The 21,902-nt window shown below is 33.4% G+C and carries 19 protein-coding genes; 3 read left to right on the top strand and 16 right to left on the bottom strand.

Annotation, left to right across the window (positions count from 1 at the left end):
• Positions 1-6: 6 nt before the first annotated feature.
• The 3 genes from RWO76_RS01680 to RWO76_RS01670 all read right to left on the bottom strand — a co-directional run bounded on the left by RWO76_RS01680 (position 7) and on the right by RWO76_RS01670 (position 6,148).
• The gene (locus RWO76_RS01680; RefSeq protein ID WP_314353883.1) at positions 7-2,202 is read right to left on the bottom strand and encodes a Tex family protein; all 2,196 of its coding nucleotides are present in this window, start codon (positions 2,200-2,202) and stop codon (positions 7-9) included.
• 408 nt (positions 2,203-2,610) lie between these two features.
• On the bottom strand, positions 2,611-4,419 hold the full coding sequence (locus RWO76_RS01675; protein ID WP_314353882.1) for an ABC transporter ATP-binding protein: 1,809 nt from the start codon (positions 4,417-4,419) through the stop codon (positions 2,611-2,613).
• Entirely contained in the window at positions 4,409-6,148 is a 1,740-nt protein-coding gene (locus tag RWO76_RS01670; protein WP_314353880.1) for an ABC transporter ATP-binding protein, read from the bottom strand. The genes RWO76_RS01675 and RWO76_RS01670 overlap by 11 nt, the downstream gene beginning before the upstream one ends.
• Before the next feature lie 162 nt (positions 6,149-6,310).
• On the opposite strand from RWO76_RS01670, the gene RWO76_RS01665 reads away from it, so the two are divergent.
• Together RWO76_RS01665 and thrC are read left to right on the top strand one after the other, a co-directional pair.
• A complete protein-coding gene (locus RWO76_RS01665; RefSeq protein ID WP_314353878.1) occupies positions 6,311-6,853 on the top strand; it encodes a biotin transporter BioY in 543 nt (180 codons plus the stop codon).
• A 140-nt stretch (positions 6,854-6,993) separates the two neighbouring features.
• Positions 6,994-8,487, top strand: coding sequence for a threonine synthase (gene thrC, locus RWO76_RS01660; RefSeq protein WP_314353877.1), 1,494 nt, complete (start codon positions 6,994-6,996; stop codon positions 8,485-8,487).
• Positions 8,488-8,553: 66 nt separating this feature from the next.
• Here the strand turns inward: thrC and RWO76_RS01655 are convergent, their stop codons facing one another.
• From RWO76_RS01655 to RWO76_RS01610, 10 genes are all read right to left on the bottom strand, one after another.
• Positions 8,554-9,915: a hypothetical protein gene (locus RWO76_RS01655; protein ID WP_314353876.1), complete on the bottom strand. Its 1,362-nt coding sequence runs from the start codon at positions 9,913-9,915 to the stop codon at positions 8,554-8,556.
• 173 nt (positions 9,916-10,088) lie between these two features.
• The gene (locus RWO76_RS01650; protein WP_006703501.1) at positions 10,089-10,400 is read right to left on the bottom strand and encodes a hypothetical protein; all 312 of its coding nucleotides are present in this window, start codon (positions 10,398-10,400) and stop codon (positions 10,089-10,091) included.
• A 57-nt stretch (positions 10,401-10,457) separates the two neighbouring features.
• A complete protein-coding gene (locus tag RWO76_RS01645) occupies positions 10,458-11,696 on the bottom strand; it encodes a histidine kinase dimerization/phospho-acceptor domain-containing protein (RefSeq protein WP_314353875.1) in 1,239 nt (412 codons plus the stop codon).
• 9 nt (positions 11,697-11,705) lie between these two features.
• Positions 11,706-12,380: a response regulator transcription factor gene (locus RWO76_RS01640; RefSeq protein WP_314353874.1), complete on the bottom strand. Its 675-nt coding sequence runs from the start codon at positions 12,378-12,380 to the stop codon at positions 11,706-11,708.
• Positions 12,381-12,424: 44 nt separating this feature from the next.
• Positions 12,425-13,174 (bottom strand): oxygen-insensitive NADPH nitroreductase, encoded by a 750-nt coding sequence (gene nfsA, locus RWO76_RS01635; RefSeq protein WP_314353873.1) that lies wholly within the window; start codon positions 13,172-13,174, stop codon positions 12,425-12,427.
• Between the two features lie 75 nt (positions 13,175-13,249).
• Positions 13,250-13,912 carry an adaptor protein MecA gene (locus tag RWO76_RS01630; protein ID WP_314353871.1) on the bottom strand — a complete coding sequence of 221 codons (663 nt, stop codon included), beginning with the start codon at positions 13,910-13,912 and terminating at the stop codon, positions 13,250-13,252.
• Between the two features lie 115 nt (positions 13,913-14,027).
• Positions 14,028-15,050, bottom strand: coding sequence for a lipoate--protein ligase (locus RWO76_RS01625; protein ID WP_314353869.1), 1,023 nt, complete (start codon positions 15,048-15,050; stop codon positions 14,028-14,030).
• Positions 15,051-15,135: 85 nt separating this feature from the next.
• Positions 15,136-15,894: a hypothetical protein gene (locus tag RWO76_RS01620; protein WP_314353867.1), complete on the bottom strand. Its 759-nt coding sequence runs from the start codon at positions 15,892-15,894 to the stop codon at positions 15,136-15,138.
• 169 nt (positions 15,895-16,063) lie between these two features.
• Positions 16,064-16,960, bottom strand: a complete 897-nt coding sequence (gene htpX, locus RWO76_RS01615; protein ID WP_314353865.1) for a zinc metalloprotease HtpX — start codon at positions 16,958-16,960, stop codon at positions 16,064-16,066.
• 21 nt (positions 16,961-16,981) lie between these two features.
• Positions 16,982-17,539, bottom strand: coding sequence for a LemA family protein (locus tag RWO76_RS01610; RefSeq protein WP_314353863.1), 558 nt, complete (start codon positions 17,537-17,539; stop codon positions 16,982-16,984).
• A 141-nt stretch (positions 17,540-17,680) separates the two neighbouring features.
• Between RWO76_RS01610 and RWO76_RS01605 the strand changes: the two genes are divergently transcribed.
• Positions 17,681-18,385, top strand: coding sequence for an SMI1/KNR4 family protein (locus RWO76_RS01605; protein WP_314353861.1), 705 nt, complete (start codon positions 17,681-17,683; stop codon positions 18,383-18,385).
• A 332-nt stretch (positions 18,386-18,717) separates the two neighbouring features.
• On the opposite strand, the gene RWO76_RS01600 is transcribed toward RWO76_RS01605, so the two are convergent.
• From RWO76_RS01600 to groL, 3 genes are all read right to left on the bottom strand, one after another.
• A complete protein-coding gene (locus tag RWO76_RS01600) occupies positions 18,718-19,239 on the bottom strand; it encodes a transcription repressor NadR (protein WP_314353859.1) in 522 nt (173 codons plus the stop codon).
• Between the two features lie 2 nt (positions 19,240-19,241).
• Positions 19,242-19,772, bottom strand: a complete 531-nt coding sequence (locus RWO76_RS01595; protein WP_399543045.1) for an ECF transporter S component — start codon at positions 19,770-19,772, stop codon at positions 19,242-19,244.
• Positions 19,773-20,263: 491 nt separating this feature from the next.
• Complete coding sequence (gene groL / locus RWO76_RS01590; protein WP_314349272.1) at positions 20,264-21,883, bottom strand: chaperonin GroEL; 1,620 nt, start codon at positions 21,881-21,883, stop codon at positions 20,264-20,266.
• Positions 21,884-21,902: the final 19 nt, after the last annotated feature.

Below are 21,902 nucleotides of genomic sequence, written 5' to 3'. Positions count from 1 at the left end.
AATAAATTATTTTTCATTCTCTTTTGGAGGTAGCATCGATAAGCCTACTCTTCCTTTTTTCATATCAATTTCAGTAACCCAAACTGTCACAATATCACCAACTGCAACGACATCACTAGGATGCTTCACGAAACCTTTTTTCATTCTTGAGATATGAACTAAACCGTCTTGTTTAACTCCGATATCCACGAATGCTCCAAAATCGACTACATTACGAATCGTCCCTTGTAATTCCATTCCGACTTGAATATCTTCCATGGATAATACATCACTTCTTAAAATTGGGGGATCAACTTCTTCACGCGGGTCTCTTCCTGGTTTTGTTAATCCTGCAAAAATTAATTCTAAAGTTTCAATCCCTATTCCTAGTTCACTAGATAATGCCTTTTTATCTAATGCAGATAAAGCTTGTTCTACTTTTTCAGTCCCGATTTCTACTTTTGTTGCTTGAATTTTTTCTAAAATCTTTTCAGCAAATTCATAAGACTCTGGGTGAATATCTGTCCCATCAAGTGGATTTTTACCATCTACAATTCTTAAAAATCCTACTGCTTGTTCAAAGGCTTTTGGTCCTAAACGAGGAACTTTTTTCAATTGAGAACGATTGGTAAATTTTCCATTTTCATCACGAAAAGCGACTACATTTGCGGCAGTTGTTTTAGTTAATCCAGCAATATGTTCCAATAATGCAGCACTTGCTGTATTAACATTGACACCGACTTTGTTCACAGCTGTTTCAACCACAATATCTAGTTTTGCATCTAATTGTTTTTCACTCACATCATGTTGATATTGTCCTACTCCTACTGCTTTTGGATCGATTTTCACTAATTCTGCCAATGGATCTTGCAGGCGACGAGCAATACTTACTGCAGAACGTTCTTCTACTTGATAATCTGGAAATTCTTTTCGTGCAATCTCACTAGCAGAATAAACAGATGCTCCTGCTTCACTGACAATCGTGTAATAAATTTTACGATTCAGCCCTTTAATCTGTTCACTCACGAATGCTTCCGATTCACGGCTTGCAGTACCATTTCCAATAGCCACTAAAGTAACTTGATAATCTTCCAATAATTTCTTGAATGTCGTTCCTGCTTGAGCACGCTTAAAATCGCTTGCTCCTTGGTGAGGATAAATAACTGCTTTATCCAATACTTTCCCTGTTTCATCAATAATCGCTAGTTTACAACCAGTTCGATAAGCAGGGTCTAATCCTAAAATCACATGACCTTTCATTGGTGCTTGTAATAACAGATTTTGTAAATTTTCTCCAAAAATCTCGATAGCCTGAGTTTGGGCTTTTTCTGTTAATTCAGAACGAATTTCACGTTCAATTGCGGGTGCAATGAAACGTTTATAACTGTCTTCAATTGCGGCTTTCACATATGGAGCAGATGGAGAATTCGTATTCAAAATTTCTTTCTTCATTATTTTTTCTAACGGAATTGTTTTATCAACTTCTAAGCTAACTTTTAACACACCTTCTTTTTCAGCACGATTCACCGCTAAAATTCGATGTGGCACAATTGTTTTCACCAATTCTTGATAATCATAATACATTTCATATACGTGTTTTTCATCTTTTTCTTCGTCCTTCAGACTTGTCACAAGCATGGCTTTTTGAACCGTGTGTTCACGAAGTAATTTTCTGTAATGAGCATTATCGGAGACTTTTTCCGCAATAATTTCTAACGCTCCATTTAACGCATCTTCTACTGTTAAAATTTCTTTTTCTTCGTTAATGAATGTTGCAGCTTTTGCTTCAACCTCTTCAGAAGTACAAGCTAATAAAAATTCAGCTAACGGTTCTAAACCTGCTTCTTTAGCAATTGTCGCTTTCGTACGTTTCTTTTGTTTAAATGGACGGTAAATATCTTCTAATGCCGTTAGTGTTTTAGCATTCATTAAGTCAGATAAAATTTCATCTGTTAATTTTTCTTGTTCATCAATTAATCGAATAACTTCGTCTTTTCTTTTCTCAAAATTTACTAAATAATGATGTCTTTCTTCAATTTCACGAATTTGAACTTCATCCAAACTCCCTGTTTGATCTTTACGATAACGTGCAATAAAAGGAACAGTATTGCCATCTTCTAATAAAGCTAATACTGTATCAATTTGTTTTGGTGAATATTGATTTAATTCTTTCTTTACAATATCCAATGCACGTTGTTCAATGGTTAATTCTGTATCTGTCATAAAAACCTCCTAATCGTTTTTATCCTAACATAAAATTGAATTGATTGAAAGTAGTTACATTTTTGTTGAAAAGGTATATTTCTAACAATATAAAGTCTATCTCTCGAACGTACACTTATATATATCCGTTCAAAGAAAAAAGACTTTGCTTAGTAACTCTAGGCATGAGACCGAAGGTCTGCTTGCGTCCCTAGCTACTATATAGCAAAGTCTAATTCATTTACGAACTCTCATAAATATCCGTACGAACAGAAAAGACTTTGCATAGTAGCTCAAGCGATATAATCAGCGAACGCTGATTATATCACGGGAAAAATTGAGACCTAGGCTCAATTTTTAGGCATGAAACACCGAAGGTGGTTGCTGCCGTCCCTAGCTACTATATTGCAAAGTCTATTTCTAAAATTATCAGTCTAAATCAAGCTGCCCTGTATACAATTGATAGTACACACCTTGTTTTTCCATTAAACTTTCATGGTTTCCACGCTCAATAATCTCACCATGATCCATTACCATAATCACATCCGCATTACGAATCGTAGATAAACGATGGGCAATTACAAATGAAGTTCTACCTTCCATCAATTGATCCATCCCTTTACTAATCAATGCTTCCGTATGACTATCAATCGAACTAGTCGCTTCATCCAAAATTAACACTTTCGGATTTGCCACTGCCGCCCTAGCAATCGCAAGTAACTGTCTTTGTCCTTGAGAAAGACCTTCACCATCACCAGTAATCTCTGTTTGATACCCATGAGGCAAACGTTTAATAAATCCATGTGCATTCGCTAATTTTGCAGCTTTCACTACTTCATCATCACTCGCCTCTAAATTCCCATAACGAATATTATCCGCAATTGAACCAGTAAACAAATGAGTATCTTGTAATACAATCGAAATGGTTTTACGTAAATCATCTTTCTTAATTTCCGTAATAGGAATTGTATCAAACGTAATATTCCCATTATCAATTTCATAAAATCGATTAATTAAATTTGTAATGGTAGTTTTCCCTGCTCCTGTTGCACCAACAAAGGCTACTTTCAATCCGGGTTCAGCCCAAACATTTATTTTTTTCAAAATCGGTACATCTGGAACATAACTAAAGTCCACTTCATTCAATTGAATATTCCCAACAACAGGGATTCTCTCGTCGCCTTTTACCCAATACCATTGTTTCGAATCTGTTTGATCTAAAGTCACCGTTCCTTCATCCACTTCAGATTCTTCTTTTAATATCGCAAAAATACGTTCTGCTCCAGCCATCGCTGCTAATAAAACATTTGTTTGTTGTGACATTTGTGCTAATGGTTGTGCAAACGTTCTTGAATATTGCAAGAATGAAGCTAACGCCCCAACATCCATTCCTTGGAATACAACTAAATATCCACCAACAGAAGCGGTTAAAGCATAATTGATATAACTAATATTACCTAAAATGGGGAACATAATATTTGAATTAAATTGCGCTTGATTTGCTGCTTCTCTTAATTGAGCATTTAAAGTTTCAAATTCTTTTAAGACTAATCTTTCATGATTGAACACTTTAACAACTTTTTGTCCTTCCATATGTTCTTCCACAAAGCCATTCACTTGCCCTAAAACTTTTTGCTGCTCAGCGAAAAATTTACCAGAACGACCTGCTACAAATCTTACAATTGCAAACATAATGAAGACCATAATAATCAACATTCCCGTTAAAATCGGAGATAAAATAATCATCATAACAAATGTTAATACTAGTTGTAATAAAGAACTAACAATCATCAACATACTATTATTAAATGCTTGTTGAATATTTTCAAAATCATTTGTAAAGCGTGACATTAAATCTCCATGCTTATTCGTATCAAAGAAGCGAATCGGCAATGTTTGAATATGGTCAAATAAATCTTTTCTCATTGTTTCAATCGTTTGTTGACCAATCGTAATCATAATTTTACCAGAGAAATAACTCGCAATCGCTCCAGTGATATAAATCAATCCAATAACTCCTAGCATTTTCGCTAGACCTGCTACATCTTTTGTCGCAATAAAATCATTGATCAATGGACGAATAAAGTAAGTCCCTACAATCCCAGCGGCACTGCCTAACACAACTAATAGAAGAACTGCGAAAAGACTCCACTTACTTTTCCATAAATAGCTCCATAAGTCGGCTAATGTTTGCTTTAAATTTTCAGGACGTTTTTGCCCGATTTTTTTAGCACTCATCTACTTTCGCTCCTTCCATTTGAGTTTTATAAATTTCACGATACAATTCATTGGTTTCCATTAATGTTTCATGTGTTCCAATTCCATTCATTTTTCCATCTTCTAATACAACAATCTTATCTGCACCTTGGATAGAAGAAATTCTTTGCGCAATTATAATAACGGTTGTATCTGGTAAATGATTAAAGAACGCTTCTCGAATTAATGAATCTGTTGTTGTATCCACCGCAGAAGTTGAATCATCTAAAATTAAAACAGCTGGTTTTCTCAACATCGCTCTTGCAATACATAGACGTTGTTTTTGACCTCCAGAGAAATTTCTTCCTCCTTGTTCTACTTTTGTATCATATCCATCTGGCATCTCCATAATAAAGTTGTGAGCCTGAGCATATTTCGCAACTTGAATCATTTCTTCTTCGGTTGCATGAGGATTTCCCCATAATAAGTTTTCTCGAATTGTTCCAGAAAATAGTGTGTTTTTTTGAAGAACCATCGCTACTTGGCTTCTTAAATCTGAAAAGGCATAGTCTCGAACATCTTTCCCTGCAACTCGAACAGTTCCAGCCGTAGCATCATATAATCGAGGAATTAATTGAACAAGGGATGTTTTCCCAGAACCTGTTGGTCCAATAATCCCAAGAACTTGACCACTTTTCACTGAAAAATGAATATCATTTAACACTTCTTCTTGTTGATCTTTTCCGTATGAGAAATGAACATGATCAAACTCTACATCACCACGAGTAATTTTTGTTGGAATGACTTGCTCAGGTTCTACAATATCTACTTCTGTTTCAATCACTTCAAAAATACGATCCATTGAAGCTTTTGTCATTGTTAACATGACAAAAACAAAGGAAATCATCATTAAGGACATTAAGATTTGTGTAATATAAGAAATGAAACTAATTAATTCCCCTGTTGTCATCTCTCCATGCATTACAAAATTCCCACCAAACCACATCACTGCAATCGTACAAGCATAAACGGTTAATTGCATGATAGGGTTATTCCAAACGATAACATACATCGCATGTAAAGCACGTGTTTTAAAGTTTGTATTTTCAACGCCAAACTTCACACGTTCGAAAGGCTCACGAACAAAGGACTTCACTACTCGAATTCCAATAAAGTTTTCTTGTAGAGTACGGTTAATACCATCTGTTGCCTGTTGTAATAATCTAAAACGAGGAAACGCTGTTGAAATAATAAGAGCCAAGCTCACTACTAAAAATGGAACGGCTACTACAAAGACTAATGACAATTGTGCATTCAATGATACCGCAAAGAAGAAGGCGAATAAAAACATCATTGGTGCACGTGCTAAAATACGCATCGTCATAATCGCTGTATTTTGAACATTTGTCACATCACTTGTCATACGTGTAATTAAGGATGCATTTGAGAAGAAATCTAAATTCTTAAACGAAAATTCTTGAATCTTCTTCATTTGAGCACTTCTTAATTCACTCGCAACACCTGTTCCTGCAATAGAAGCAAATTTTGCACCTAACACTCCTGCTCCAAGGGAAATCATCGCAACGATAATCATTAAAATTCCATACCATAAAATCATAGAAGTATCTCGATTTGGAATTCCTTCGTCAATAATTTTTAACATAATAATGGGTTGACCAACTTCACAGACAACTTCCACTAAAATAGATAAAAATGCTAAAAATGGGAAATATTTATATTTTGAAAAATAGGGAACTATTTTTTTAAGCATATCTTCACTCCTTTTCGTATTAATCTAAAAAGTATTGTATCTATTTTATCAAGGGTTATAATGTTTTTCAAACAATCTATACAAAATTTATAAAAAAAGATTGACAACACTTCTAAACTCTTTTATATTGTTACCATAACGAAAGTTAGGAGGTTAACAATTATGAACAAAACTTATTCTTTAACATTAATCGCATTGGGAGCAGCACTAGTGGCAGCATTGTCACCCTTTCAAATTCCTTTAGGGCCTATTCCTATTACTTTACAAACATTAGCGATTGGATTAGTTGCTACCGTCTATCGTCCAAAAGAAGCCACACTTGCTATTTTACTTTATTTATTATTAGGTGCCATTGGACTTCCTGTTTTTGCAGGTGGAAAAGGTGGATTTCAAGCTTTCTTTGGACCAACTGCTGGTTTTCTAGTTTTCTTCCCTATTCGTGCATTCGTTACTTCTATTATTGCACAGAGAAAACAAAATGCCGTTCGTTTATTTATAGCGAATCTTTTAGGTGAAGTCGCTCTATTTATTGGTGGAGTAATTGGTTTTATCCTGATTACACATGCAGATTTTTCAAAAGCTCTCAACCTTGTAGTTATTCCATTTATTTTGCCGGATTTGATTAAAATCAGTTTCACAACAGTTTTCGGATTATTACTATTAAAGAGTTTAAAAAATAAACCTTATTTCAGACATGAAGCATAATTTTTTTATGAGGTTAGAATATAAAATTCTACCCTCTTTTTTTATGGTTTCTCTTTTAACGATACTATTCAACTTAGTAGGCACATGGAAAAACTTATGGTAAAATACAAAGCATTAGAAGAGATAAAGGAGGATAAATTGTGACAGAATTACACTATATTAGTACTCGAGATAAAAATAATCGTGTAACAGCTTCTCAAGCAATTTTAAAAGGGATTGCTGAAGATGGAGGGTTATACGTTCCAACGACAATGCCACAATTATCATTGAACTGGGAAACATTGCAACACCAATCTTATCAAGAAATTGCATTCCCAATTTTAAAAGCATTTTTAACTGATTTTTCAGATGAAGAATTACAACATTGTATTCATTCTGCTTATGATACAACTTTTGATGATCCAGCAATTGCCCCTGTTAAAAAAGTTGGCAATGCCTATATTATGGAATTATTCCATGGACGTACCATTGCCTTTAAAGATATGGCTTTATCAATCTTACCTTATTTATTAACCACTGCAGCTAAGAAAAATCAACAAGACAAAGATATCGTCATTTTAACAGCTACTTCTGGAGACACAGGAAAAGCTGCCTTAGCAGGATTTGCAGATGTGCCACATACAAAAATTATTGTCTTTTATCCAAAAGGTGGCGTAAGTACGATTCAAGAACGTCAAATGGTTACTCAAGCTGGCGACAATACATTTGTTTATGGTGTCAAAGGAAACTTTGATGATGCTCAGACAATGGTGAAAAAACTATTTAATGATGCAGATTTAAACCAAACATTAGCAGAAAAAGGATTCCAACTTTCTTCTGCTAACTCTATCAATATTGGTCGTTTATGCCCACAAGTTGTGTATTATGTTTATGCGTATGCACAATTAGTAAAACAAGGTGCTCTTAACATTGGAGAAGCTATGAATGTTGTCGTTCCAACTGGAAATTTCGGGAATATTTTAGCAGCATATTATGCAAAACAATTAGGGGTTCCAATTCAAACATTAGTCTGTGCTTCAAATGAAAATGATGTATTGGTAGACTTCTTCCATACAGGGACATACAACCGTCAAAGAAAATTTGAAGTAACAAGTTCACCAAGTATGGATATTTTAGTATCTAGTAACTTAGAACGATTAATTTTCGAAATGACAGGAAACAATTCCGAAGAAACAAAAGCATTAATGGATTCCTTAACAAACAATGGTCACTATCATATCGAAAAAAAAGTGTTACACTCATACGAAGAGTTTTATGCTGCTCGTGCTAGTCAAGAAGAAACAGCTCAAACCATTGAATCTGTTTTAACAAAAGAAAACTATTTATTAGATCCACATACAGCTGTTGCTCAATGTGCCTATGATAAATATCAACAAGAAACAAAAGACAACACTCCAACAGTCATTGTATCTACAGCAAGCCCATACAAATTCCCACAAAGCGTTGTATCGGCTGTCAAAGACTCTGACGTTACCACTTTAAGTGATCAACAATTAATTGATGAAGTACGTCAATTAAGCGGTATAGAGATTCCTCAAGCAGTAACAAGTGTACTGGAAGCAGAAATCCGACACACAAGAGTACTTGAAATTTCAGAAATGAAACAATCTGTTTATGATAGCTTAAACATTTAACGTCAAAAAGCCCAACCATGAAAAATATGGCTGGGCTTTTTGTTGTAGTGATTCTCTCCTTCCTATTTATGATAAAACTGTTCCATCTGCTAATGTAATCGTGTATCCATTGAAATTAATTGTTCCTTTGTTTTCTAATGCAGTAATTGTTACATTCCCTGTTAGTGTCCATGTCGCCCCTTCTTCTACTGTAATCACAGCATTATTCTCAACTGCTGTACCTCCTTCTGCATTTTTTACAATTTGAATAGTTCCAGTGAAGTTTGTTCCTTTTCCCATCGTAAAGTTTAACGTTGAAACTGTATCTACTTCAATAGCTCCTGATAAAGTTTGATGATTCGTTGTTAACTCTACTCGGCCTCCATTTTGACCTGCTGTTCCCCATCCACGAGTAGCATCATTTCCTAAAACTGCTAACAGTCTTCCTGTTGTATCTAAGTTTTTAATGGTTACATCTTCTAAATGAATTTTACTATGTGTATTCGTTACGTAAATTTGATCTCCATTTCGTCCTGTTAATGTACCACCTTTCATTGTAAATACGGATGTTCCTGTTTCTGCATCTCCTGACATTGATTGATAAATCATTACATTATGAACATTATTATCTGAAGAACTACCTTGTGTTGAACTCATATTTCCTGTTACATCCGTATTTTCTAAGTAAATAGAGTTTTGCCCTTCAATTACTAAAGCTTCTGAATTTTCTGCATTTAAAGTCGCATTTTTAACGGTAATATCAGCGGTTGAATAAACTGCTGGTGAATTATAACCATTTGAGGTATATGTTCCTTTATTAACGACTACTGTTCCACCACCTCGATCTGTACGAATAGCTGCTGATGAATTTCCTGCAGTTGTAACAGTTAAATTACTCGCATTCATTGTTCCTCCACCTGTTGTTTGAATTCCTCCTGAATTATCTTTTATTGTTTGAATCGTAGTATTTTCTACATTAACCGTTGTCTGATTTCCATAACTGAAAATTCCATTTCCGTTTTGTGCTGAAGTTAAAATAGTCGCATCTTTAATAGAAACATTTGCTCCATCTGTTGCTAAAAATCCTGCATTCATACCATAGAAATCTCCATTTTCAGTATTTGAAGTAGCACCTGCACTTTTTTGAATAGTTACTCCATTTAACATCACTGTTGCTCCTGTAACACGTAATGCATTTTCATCATCTCCTGTTGATTCATAGGTTTCTCCTGAAATAGTTGAATCTGTTGTTAAATTCGTTGCAGCTTCTCCTTGAGTTACTTGGTCACTTCCTCCAAAGCCCTCTCCTCCTGGTTTTGCTGGTACGTTTTGTGCTGTTTGAACATTATTAGAAGTGCTATCAATTTGAGATTGAGTAGTTTGACAAGCTACTAAAATACTTGCAATTGTAATGGTTGATAATAATTGTATGATTCTTTGTCTATTCATCTTTTTTTCCTCTCTTCCCATCAACTTGTTGTTGATGATGTTATATTAATCTATCAACTTAAAATCAACTTAAAATCATCAATGAAAAAATATTTTTTAACCAAACAAAAAAGACGACACAAAGTTTTTACTTTTTGTCGTCTAAATGACTATCCCTATCTTTTTAATAATAGTTATTTAATTTTATGCTTATTCATTTTTTCTGCAAAAATATTTGTCATAATTTCTCTTAATTCTTCTCTTTCCTTTTCAGGTAAAGGTCCTTCTTGTTTGGCTACTGCATAAAGTTCTGGGTACTGTTTTGCAACTCTTGCTACTGTTCTTGTTGTTGCATGAGCTCTAACTAAAAATGGAATTTTCTTAATCCATTCACTTGGTACTAATTCAAGAATTTTTTTTGCTGCTTCTTTATCAGTAATAACAGAAGTCGTTAATCCCGCATTAATTTGTTTTTGTTCATGTTCTGTAAAATCTTTAATATCCATTGTCATCCTCTTTTCTTCTTAATTTTTTTTACATTTTTATTGTATCAAGTTACTGCTTTATTTTCGATTCTTTGAAGCAATTTTAAATCGAATTCTATTTTGATCGACTAGCTCTGCACTCAATTGTAGCTGATTGATTTCAGCAATTTTTTGTGCAATCGATAATCCTAATCCACTACCGCCCGTTGTTCGATTTCTTGATGAATCAATTCGATAAAAGCGATCAAATAATTGTCTCGCTTGTTCATCTGTCATCGGATCTGTTTGATTGACCATAAAAAATGCTTCAGCCGTAGCTTTAATGGTGATTACCTTATCAATAACTGTATATTTAATAGCATTATCCATTAATATTCTAATCAATTCTTGTATAGAACCTTTATCAGCATTTACTACATAACTAGTTTCCCCTTGAAACTGAACAAATAATCCCTTTTCTTGTAGAATTGGAGATAAATCATCAATTATTTCCTTGGAAATTTGAACTAAGTCAACTTTTTCAACTGTAAGAGTTAATTGACTTTCATCATATCTTGCTAAAAATAACATTTGTTCTATTAAAGCATTTAAACGTTTAATTTGTCTTCGATTGCTATCAATACATCGATTTTCTGTTCCCATCATTGCTAGTAAATCATTATTAGCAGATAAAACAGCTAAAGGAGTTTTTATTTCATGACTGGCATTTGCAATAAATTGCTGTTGTTTTGTTACATTATCAACAAATGGTTGAATCGCACGTTTAGATAACAAACGAATCAATCCATAAATGCCGATTAAACAGATGAAAAAGACAAGGATTGTCACAATCATCAATCTTACAATCTGTAAAATTTCCTTTTTAGCATCTACAAATACTAACAATGTTTCTTCATTTCCCTTAGATAAACGGAAACGCAACATCTTACTCCAACCACTTTGAACATTTCCACTTATAATTTCTTGAGCTTGTTTTTTTAAGAGCTCTTCATCAACACTCACTAAATTCGTTTGATTTATTGATTGAATTTGTTGATTGGAAAATTTAACAACCGCATATCGAGTCGATAATTGATCATCTTTTTTCCATTCGGTTCCTAAAGTTATAAATTCTTCTAGAAAATTTACGGGTGGATTAGTACTAGGAGCATCTGGAAAAATTCCATTATGATCGACTAACATAGTTGCTACTCTATCTATTTGCTCTATCGTTTGTTTATAGTATATCCCATTCAGTAACATCAAAACGAACGTGAGAATAAGAGAAAAAGATAGCATGGCATTCTTTATGAAACTTTTTTGAAGTTCTTGAAACATATTTTCCTCCTACTCTTCTACTACAAGTTGATATCCTAATCCTCTTGCTGATTTTATTCCGACATTAGCTTGAATACTTGCTAATTTCTTTCGAAGAGAAGAAATATTAACCCATACAACATTAATCTCACATTCTGCATCATATCCCCAAACTTTTTCCATCATAAAATCTGTCGATAAAATTTGATTTTGATGCAACATAAAATATTCCATTAACTGAAATTCTTTATTATTTAAAGATACTTGTCCAGAAGGTGTCTCCATCAAATATTGTTCCCTTTTCAATTGAACATTTCCTAATGAAAGAATTGAACTTACAAATTGAGTTGGTCTACGTAAAAGTGATTTTACACGGACTAATAATTCCGCGGCTTCAAATGGTTTTGTTAAGTAATCGTCTGCGCCTTCTTCTAAGCCCAACACTTTATCTTCAAGTTGACTTTTAGCAGTTAACATGATTACAGGTGTTGAAATTCCTTTAGCACGTAAATTTCTTACTACTTCAACACCATTTTTTCTTGGCATCATCACATCCAAAATAATGGCATCATAAGGAGTTGTTTCCGCATAAAAAATCGCATCTTCTCCATTATCTACCACTTCTACATTATATTTTTGTAATTCAAACATTAATTTCAAAGCTTCGGCTAAATCCCATTCATCTTCAGCTATTAATATTTTCATTCTTTTCCTCTTCTATTTACGTTTTTTCTCTAGTTTATTTTCAATTATTGTTCTTTCAAAAATCCTTGTTGCTGAATTACTTCTAATAACGCTAATCTTTTTGGAGGTAATGTTTCCATTTTATCCGCCACTTGTTTGCTGAATCGATCCACTCGATTATTTAAGTCTCTTGTGTCATAGTATCCTGTAATCTCTTCATCATATACTTCAATGTCTTTTAATGGATTTTCTAATGCTTGATACTGATTTTCCATATGTATCAATTCTTTTGGTAAGCGTGGTTTTAATTGAGGTTCTTGATCTGGCCATCCTACCGCTAAACCAACTGCTGGGAATGTATATTCAGGCAATCCTAATAAATCGATAACTTGCTGAGCATCATTATGTAAACTTCCTAAAAATACTGTTCCCATTCCTAGTGATTCAGCCGCTACTACCATATTTTGAGCAGCAATCGTTGCATCTGTTAATCCTGCAATAAAATAATCTGCTGTTCCTTGTAATTTGGCTGGTCTATCTTGCGCTTTAGTTAATTGAACATTACGATGATAATCTACTACAAATAAAAATAAATGCCCATTATTTTCAACATATGGTTGTTTTGAAATTGCAGCAAAGGCAGCTTTTAATGTTGGATCTGTAATACTAATAATCGAATAAGCTTGCATAAATTTACTCGTTGCAGTATGTCTTGCTACATCTACTAATAATTCCACTTCTTCTTTTGTTAATTCTTGCTCCTTAAACGCTCGAATGGAGCGGTGATTTAATTGTGTTTGAATTGTTTCATTCATGATTTTTACTCCTCTATAAAAATAGTGGAGTCAGCAAATGACAGAATTTGTTTTTGCTCACTCCCACTACTTACATTATTTAAAATATTTTTTAGCTGTTTCAATTGCTTTCTCTTTTATCATTACTTCGCCATATTCTTGAACAACTTCCCAAGATACTCTAGAAAATTCACCAAATTCTCTTAAAAGAGCTACATCTGCAGTAAAATCTTCTCCTCCAAAAACATCTTGGTATACATGTAGAAAATAATAGTTACTATATCGATATAAAGATGATTTTTGAACATTATATGGATACATTTTTGCTAACTGAACAAAATCCTCAAATGAGTCAAAAAATACTGTGCAATCCAGCGGCTCCAATGTTTTTTCTTTCTCAATGGGCGCCTCTACTTTTTTCTCTTTTTTTGGTTTTCCCATTCGATGTCCTAAAGAATGTTGAATCGTATCGACTAAATTTCGAACGAAACGTTCGCTATCTGCTTCAATATCTTTTTTTTCAACATATTTAGTAACATATAATTCAATACCTTCTGGATTTGGCATCACTTGGAAACTCATACCTTCAGAATCTTCAAATTGATCAATGACATCCATTTCTACTAAAATACTATGGAAAAATTCTTCTATTTCTGTAGGATTAGCTAATAATTCTGAAACAGAAGTGCCACGTTCTTGTAGATCTTCATTTTCAATTCTTACTAAAATAGTATCATCATTTATACGTTCCATTTCCATAATATTCACCTCACTTACATACATTTAAAAATTCATTCATTATTTTTTGAGAATAGTACTATTGTAACGAATTTTCATAGAATGTAAAGTAATAACACCTTTTCTATCATTCGTATTAGCTCAATAATAACTCTACTAATTCTTCAGCCGCTACATTTCCAAAATATTTACGAACATCTATAGTCTCAAATACTCTAGAGACTGCATCTCTTTGATATTCAATTCCTGTTAATTTTTCTTCTACATCACTAATTTCTCCAAGTCCAAAGAAATCACCATTAATTTTAATTTCTTTAATATGATTTTGCTCAACATTTAAGTGGAATTCAACTTGTCCTGCTGTTGTACGTTTTGATTGTGTTAACGCAAATTTTGGATTTTTTCCATAGTTCCAATCAGGATTATTAAAATAAGTCTTTCTCAACACTTCAATTTTTTCCCAATCTTCTTCTGTTAGAACATATTCTTTAATGAGTGAAGTATCTTCCACTTCGAAAATATTTTTTAATAACACTTCTCTAAATTGTAAAATATCTAAATCTTGGAATTCTTCTGCCAAATAAGGCTTAATATTTGTGACACGTGAACGAACGGATTTAATTCCTTTTGATGCAATTTTATCAGCTTTTGGACGTAATAATTGCGGTAAAATCGTTACATCCACATCTAGCATCAATGTTCCATGAGCCGTTAAACGACCATTATTTGAGTACATTGCATTTCCTGAGAATTTCTTTCCATCAATGAGTAAATCATTTCTTCCTTGAAGTTCAGCGCCAGTTGCTCCCATTTTATGTAGTGCACGAATAACAGGTTGTGTAAATTTCCCAAAATCACGGAAACTATCTCCATCATCTTCTGTAATGAAGCAGAAACAAATATTTCCCATATCATGATAAACAGCTCCACCACCAGAAAAACGTCTAACAACTTGGACTTTTAATGCATCGACTCCATCTTGATTGACTTCTTCATAAGTATTTTGATTTTTCCCAATAATAATCGCATTTTCATTGACATAAAATAACAAAATCGGCTCATCTAATTTTTTCTCATTTAATAAGAAATATTCGATTGCCAAATTTGTTGTTGCATCATAGATTTCTTTCCCATTTCTTTGATTTTTTACATAATACATGACCTAACCTCTTTTCTTATTTATTACAATTATTCTATCAAAAAAACGTTCTTAAAGAAAGTAAGCAACTTCACTTAAGAACGTTCTATAGTATATCTGATTTTCTTTTAAAAATATCTAATGTCCAGCCTCGCTCATCATGATAGATTAACTGACCAAATAAGTTATCTTTAATATACACATTTTCCATCACATGATAACGATCTTCTGCTACATATAGTGGAATCGTATATTCTAGTAAATCTTTTTTGATTCTTTCCGTTGAAAATACCATACCGACTTTAAAATACGTCACTAATTCTTTTAATAATTCTACGGGTAATTCTGTAGCGTTTTTCTCTTGATTAAAAAATAATCGTCGGTTTAAACGAGTCATTTCTTCACTCATTTTTTTCGTTAATTGCCCAGCTAATTGTCGATAAAAATCATCCATTTTACGATAATAAACTTTTGTAAATTCTTGCCCCAAATTTAAAAATATAAAATTATTTTGTAATTTATAAAAAAACGGAGAATGTAAATGTGTATTTGCATGCGAAATATATAGTAAATCAGCAATTTCTTGAGGCGTTAGTTGATGTAAAAATTCTAACGACTCAAAATCAATCCAATTATATTCTGTTGTACCCGTTTGAACTTCTTCTAAAAATGCAATGATTTTTTTAGAATCTTTAATATAGTAAAATCCTGTATAATCATCATAAGTTGCTAATGGAGACCGTCCCTTTAATAATAATAAATTTTTAGGAACCTCGTTTTGTGTCAATACAGTTGGTTGAAAACGAATCGAACTACTTAATACATGATTCGAAATAGAATCTAAATGTACATAAATTGATTGCATCACAAAACTCCTCCCTTATATTTATTCCACATTACTATTATAGGGGAAATATCCCATTTTATGTATATTTATTTCGTTACAAATTTCATGTGAAAGCTTTTTCTTTGTAACAAAATTGAAATAAAGACAATCGAAGCCTTTCTTAATAAAACTTCAACTGTCTTTAATCCTACATCTCTCTTAAACGTTTAATTCGATTACTTGTTGCTGGATGCGTTGCAAACCAAGAATCTTTTTCCTCATTTCCCTTTTTAAAAGGATTTGCTATATATAATGCTGCACTTTGAGGATCTGCTTCTTCCATTGCTGGAGCTTTAGAAATTTTTTCCAATGCTGAAATCAATCCCTGAGGATTTCGAGTAAATTCTACTGCTGTTGCATCTGCTAAATATTCACGATTTCTTGAAATTGCTAACTGTAAAATGGTAGACATAAATGGTCCTAATATCATTGCTAAAATAGAAATCACCATCATAATCACTGCAAGTCCATTTTCATCATCTTTTGAACGTCTAGAAGAACGCCCCCAAAACATCATTCGACTACCAAATTGCACTAAAATAGCAATCACCGCGCCAAGTGCAATCGCAATAGTTTGTAATCTTACATCATAATTTCGAATATGAGCAAATTCATGAGCTAAAACTCCTTCTAATTCCTCACGATTCAAACGTTGTAATAAACCTGTTGTTACAGCAACAGCTGCTTTTTCAGGAGAACTTCCAGTTGCAAATGCATTCGGAGAGTCATCGTCAATCACAAATATTCTTGGTCTTGGAACTTTTGCAATCATTGCCATATCTTCAACAATATGCCACAATTGAGGTGCTTGTTCGTATTCCGTTACTTCAGTTGCATGATTTAATCGCATCACAACATCTGTTGATTGACTAATCATCATCATTGTATATAATCCACCTGCAACTAAAGCTATTACCATTCCTGCAACAGCATTATCCATTACTGTATAACCTAATCCAATACCTACAAGTAAAAATAAAATTAGATATAATCCTACTACCAACCACGTTTTCCTTTTATTGGCAGCAATTTGTTCATACATCATTTTCGTCACCTACGGTCAATTTTAGAATTGAACTTTTGGAACTGCACGCTCTTCCGCTGGAATTTCTAACATTTGTTCTTTTGTAAACCCTCCAAAATTCGCAATAATATTATTTGGAATCATTTGAATTTTAATGTTATATTGAGCCACGCTTGAATTATATAATTGACGAGAATACGCAATTTTATTTTCTGTATTTGTTAATTCTTCTTGAAGTTTAATAAAGTTTGTATTTGCTTTTAAATCAGGATAGCTTTCTGAAAGCGCAAAAATTGTTTTTAATGTTCCACTTAATTGATTTGAAACATCCATTTTTTCTTGAACAGAAGCATCGCTTCCCATATTTGTTAATTGATTTCTCATTGCGATTACTTGAGAAAGTGTTTCTTGTTCATGTTTAGCATAACCTTTGACCGTTTCTACTAAATTAGGTATTAAATCATTTCTTCTCCCTAATTGAACATCAATTTGAGCTGCTGCTTCGCCTACCCAGTTTTTTAATTTTACAATACCATTATATGCAGACACAGCCCAAATAATGACTACTGCAATAATTCCTAAAATAATCCATAATGTCATATTGACACACTCCTTTATATTTTATACAGTTAATTGTAACAAATCATTTTAGTTTTGCAAACTATTATCGATTAATTGAGTTTATTCTACCATATTTACTACAACTTACCTCATACTTTAGACCTAAATTTGGAGGAAAACATGTCACTGATTCAACAAGCTTTTACAAAAGTACTATTAGATTCTACTACTCCAATTCATCACCATTGGACTATTGGAGACTTACCTGAAAGTTATTTACAATGGATTCAACAGGAAGGAGCAGGTTATTTTCTTCATTCAAAAATTAAAACAATTGAACCTACTCGTTTTGGATTAGACTATACTCTATTAAATGGCATTGCAGGTTTAGAAAAGGGAAATTGGATTAGTTTATTGGATGACTGTTTTTCCCCTGAAGAAACAGGTCTGCCCGATTACTTTATTCCATTTTTTAAAGACGAATCTGTTTACTATTGTTTTGATTATCTTGAAAAAGGAAAAGAACCTAGCATTCGCCTCATAGATGTAGAGATGGATCAATGGTTAACGATTGCTTCTTCATTTGAGGATTTAATCGATTCTCTGAAACCTCATATTGAAATTGTATCATTCAACCATCGTCATTGGATGAGCATTCATACTCGCAGACAACAATTAGGATTATTCCATCCAGAAAATTTTCAAACACTATTAGAAATTGAAGAGGAAGAAGATTTTAATAGCTATATTTACTGGATTGCTAAAGGCTTAGAACAACATTCACCAATTTCTTCCATTGCACAAGAAGCTCTCGATTTTTTACTGGAATACCGAAAACAAGAATTAGAAAATTCTCCAGCTTACAAACTGATTCAACAAAAATAAACGAATAATGGACAAACAAAAAACAAGACTTGCACTTCGACAAGTCTTGTTTTTTACATAGAGATGAATACAAGTAATACTTTTTATAGTAGTACCAATGAAACTAAAGTTTTGCTGGCGTCGCTTACTACTATACTAGAAAGTCTAAATCCTATACGCTCTCTCATAAATACACGTCCAAAAAGTAAGACTTTCTATAGTAGTACAAGTGATAAAAACTGCCACGCAGATTTTATTACAAGAAAAATTGAGACCCTAGGCTCAATTTTTAGCCATGAAACCGAAGGTTTGCTGGCGTCGCCTACTACTATACTAGAAAGTCTATACGTAAATTATAAGGAATCGTCGACTAAAAACCCCAATTTTCTCAAAGCTCTTTCAATCTCATCTAAATCTTGCTTCGTATCAGCTTCCACTAAATGATAATGAACTCCATCAGTAATCTCAGACAAAGGACGAAACTTCGTTTTCTCCACTTGCTTCATAAAATGAACAATATCTCTACGACAAGTCATTTTCAATAATGTTTGAATTTCCCCATAAACAGGATGATCCACTAACACTGTTTTTACTCTTCCACCATTATCCACAATAGCAACTAACTCATCTTCAATATCATCAATCGTATGTTTTACTTTAAACAAACGATGCATTTGTTGCGGTTGCTTAGAAGCAGAATGAATATAACCTCGATTCGTTGAAATAATTTCTTCCCCATCTGCACGTAAAATGGCAATATCCTGAACAATAATTTGTCTTGTCACATGAAAATGATCCGCTAATTGCTGTCCGTTAATCGCTGATGAAGATTCTTTTAATAAAGTCAATAATTTCTTTCGACGTGTAATGGTCACTATTAACCCTCTCTCTTATGGATTTTCTTTAATGAACGATAAATACCAATCGCTACTACATAGTCTACCATACTATGAATAATCGTACCAACCCCCACTAAGACAAATAAGACATACAATAATTTTTGAAGATCTTGACCTGTCACACTATAAAAGACAAAGCATACAAAAACTTCACCAATGGCATGAATAATTGCTAAAACAATATTAAAAATCCATGAAGATTTTTTATTTTCTAATATATTGGGGAACTTTCTCAAATAAAGAGCCCCTAAAGTTCCAAATAAAATATGAGAAAATGCTCGCAAAACAATAATAAATGGGAATCCTGCTAGGAAGAAACCAATGGTAGAACCTAATACAACAAATACCGTCATCCATGGAGAAAGAAACATCGCAATAAAAATAGCTACGTGACTTCCTAAAGTATATGATGCCGGTGGAATGACAATTTTAAATGGCATTATAATTGGAATCACAATCGCAATTGCTGTTAGTAAAGCTGTTAACGTTAAAAATCTATTCTTTTTCATTGAATATATCCCCTTTTCTACTGTATATACAGTAGTGTATACTATAACTTTACAGAATTCAATGTTTTTTTATGAAAATGAAAAAAGACTTCCCAAAGTAGCTCACGCCCATTTACGTTCACTTTGCTACTTCAGAGAAGTCTTACTTTTATTCGTATTCTTATAAATAAACGACCAAATAAACAGACTTCTTGCTGGAAAAATTGAGACCCTAGGCTCAATTTTTAAGCAATGAGACTCGCCTTCGCAAGGCTGCTTGCGTCCCCTCTGCTACTTTCAGAGAAGTCTTGCTTTTATACGTTCAGTCATAAACACACGTCCAAATAAACAGACTTCTCGCTGTAGCACGAGTGATAAAAACTGCTATTGCAGATTTTATCACTGGAAAAATTGAGACTCTAGGCTCAATTTTTAGCAATGAGACTCGCCTTCGCGAGGCTGCTTGCGTCCCCTCTGCTACTTCAGAGAAGTCTAGTTTATATATGTTACAATTACATCATACCCATTCCTGGATCCATTCCAGGCATTGCTGGTGCAGCTGGGATTGGTTTATCTGCTACAACTGCTTCTGTTGTTAATAATAAAGCAGATACAGATGCTGCATTTTGTAAAGCTGAACGAGTCACTTTAGTAGGATCTACAATTCCTGCTTCAATCATATTTACCCATTCATCACTCGCTGCATTATATCCAATTCCTAACTCTTGAGCTTTCAAATGAGCTACAATTACAGAACCTTCTAATCCTGCATTTGTTGCAATTTGACGAAGTGGTTCTTCTAATGAACGAGAAACAATTTTTGCTCCTGTTGCTTCGTCACCTTCTAATTCTAAAGCATCTACTGTTTTTTGAACATTCACTAGTGCAGTTCCACCACCAGAAACGATTCCTTCTTCAACAGCAGCACGTGTTGCATTTAAAGCATCTTCAATACGTAATTTTTTCTCTTTTAATTCTGTTTCAGTTGCAGCACCTACTTTAATAACAGCTACTCCCCCTGATAATTTTGCTAAACGTTCTTGCAATTTTTCACGATCAAAATCACTTGTTGTATCTTGTGCTTGAGAACGAATTAAAGCTACACGATTCGCAATTAATTCTTTTGAACCTGCTCCTTCAACAATTGTTGTATTATCTTTAGAAACAACTACTTTTCCAGCTGTACCTAATTGTGCTAAAGTAGCATCTTTTAATTCTAAGCCCAAATCTTCTGTAATGACTTGAGCACCTGTTAATACAGCAATATCTTCTAACATTGCTTTACGACGGTCACCAAATCCTGGAGCTTTAACAGCAACTACATTAAATGTTCCACGTAATTTATTTAATACTAATGTTGGTAATGCTTCTCCATCTACATCATCCGCAATAATTAATAATGCACGACCTTGTTGAACGATTTGTTCTAATAATGGAATAATTTCTTGAATATTAGATACTTTTTTATCTGTAATTAAAATAAAAGGATTATCTAAATGAGCAACCATTTTATCGTTATCTGTTACCATATATTGAGATAAGTATCCACGATCAAATTGCATTCCTTCTACAACATCTAATTCTGTTTCAATTCCTTTTGATTCTTCAATTGTAATAACGCCATCGTTACCTACTTTTTCCATTGCTTCTGCAATTAAACTACCGACTTCTTGAGATCCTGAAGAAATCGCTGCTACTTGCGCAATCGCTTCTTTTGATTCTACAGGACGAGAAATTTTGTGTAATTCTTCTACAGCAGCACGTGTCGCTAATTCAATCCCACGACGAATACCTACTGGATTTGCACCTGCAGTAACATTTTTTAATCCTTCACGAACAATTGCTTGTGTTAAAACTGTTGCAGTTGTTGTTCCGTCTCCTGCAATATCATTTGTTTTAGAAGCTACTTCTGCAACTAATTTAGCTCCCATGTTTTCAAAATGATCTTCTAATTCAATTTCTTTTGCAATTGTTACCCCATCATTTGTAATTAATGGTGAACCAAATGCTTTTTCTAATACAACATTACGCCCTTTAGGCCCTAAAGTTACTTTCACTGTATTTGCTAAAATATCTACTCCTCGTAGCATCGATGCTCTTGCATCTTCTGAAAATTTAATATCTTTTACCATCTTTCAGTTCCTCACTTTC

The organism is uncultured Granulicatella sp. (assembly GCF_963521425.1).
Classification (GTDB): Bacteria; Bacillota; Bacilli; order Lactobacillales; family Aerococcaceae; genus Granulicatella.
This window is presented reverse-complemented; position numbering and strand designations above follow the sequence as displayed.

Bases quoted from the DNA above. Each gene is read 5' to 3' on its own strand.
- RWO76_RS01595 (WP_399543045.1), bottom strand. From the start codon at position 19,772: ATGAAAAAGAATAGATTTTTAACGTTAACAGCTTTACTAACAGCAATT.
- RWO76_RS01605 (WP_314353861.1), top strand. From the start codon at position 17,681: ATGTCACTGATTCAACAAGCTTTTACAAAAGTACTATTAGATTCTACT.
- htpX (WP_314353865.1), bottom strand. From the start codon at position 16,960: ATGATGTATGAACAAATTGCTGCCAATAAAAGGAAAACGTGGTTGGTA.
- RWO76_RS01655 (WP_314353876.1), bottom strand. From the start codon at position 9,915: ATGAATAGACAAAGAATCATACAATTATTATCAACCATTACAATTGCA.
- RWO76_RS01645 (WP_314353875.1), bottom strand. From the start codon at position 11,696: ATGTTTCAAGAACTTCAAAAAAGTTTCATAAAGAATGCCATGCTATCT.
- RWO76_RS01640 (WP_314353874.1), bottom strand. From the start codon at position 12,380: ATGAAAATATTAATAGCTGAAGATGAATGGGATTTAGCCGAAGCTTTG.
- nfsA (WP_314353873.1), bottom strand. From the start codon at position 13,174: ATGAATGAAACAATTCAAACACAATTAAATCACCGCTCCATTCGAGCG.
- RWO76_RS01670 (WP_314353880.1), bottom strand. From the start codon at position 6,148: ATGCTTAAAAAAATAGTTCCCTATTTTTCAAAATATAAATATTTCCCA.
- RWO76_RS01610 (WP_314353863.1), bottom strand. From the start codon at position 17,539: ATGACATTATGGATTATTTTAGGAATTATTGCAGTAGTCATTATTTGG.
- RWO76_RS01650 (WP_006703501.1), bottom strand. From the start codon at position 10,400: ATGGATATTAAAGATTTTACAGAACATGAACAAAAACAAATTAATGCG.
- RWO76_RS01675 (WP_314353882.1), bottom strand. From the start codon at position 4,419: ATGAGTGCTAAAAAAATCGGGCAAAAACGTCCTGAAAATTTAAAGCAA.
- RWO76_RS01680 (WP_314353883.1), bottom strand. From the start codon at position 2,202: ATGACAGATACAGAATTAACCATTGAACAACGTGCATTGGATATTGTA.
- RWO76_RS01625 (WP_314353869.1), bottom strand. From the start codon at position 15,050: ATGTATTATGTAAAAAATCAAAGAAATGGGAAAGAAATCTATGATGCA.
- RWO76_RS01620 (WP_314353867.1), bottom strand. From the start codon at position 15,894: ATGCAATCAATTTATGTACATTTAGATTCTATTTCGAATCATGTATTA.
- groL (WP_314349272.1), bottom strand. From the start codon at position 21,883: ATGGTAAAAGATATTAAATTTTCAGAAGATGCAAGAGCATCGATGCTA.
- RWO76_RS01665 (WP_314353878.1), top strand. From the start codon at position 6,311: ATGAACAAAACTTATTCTTTAACATTAATCGCATTGGGAGCAGCACTA.
- RWO76_RS01630 (WP_314353871.1), bottom strand. From the start codon at position 13,912: ATGGAAATGGAACGTATAAATGATGATACTATTTTAGTAAGAATTGAA.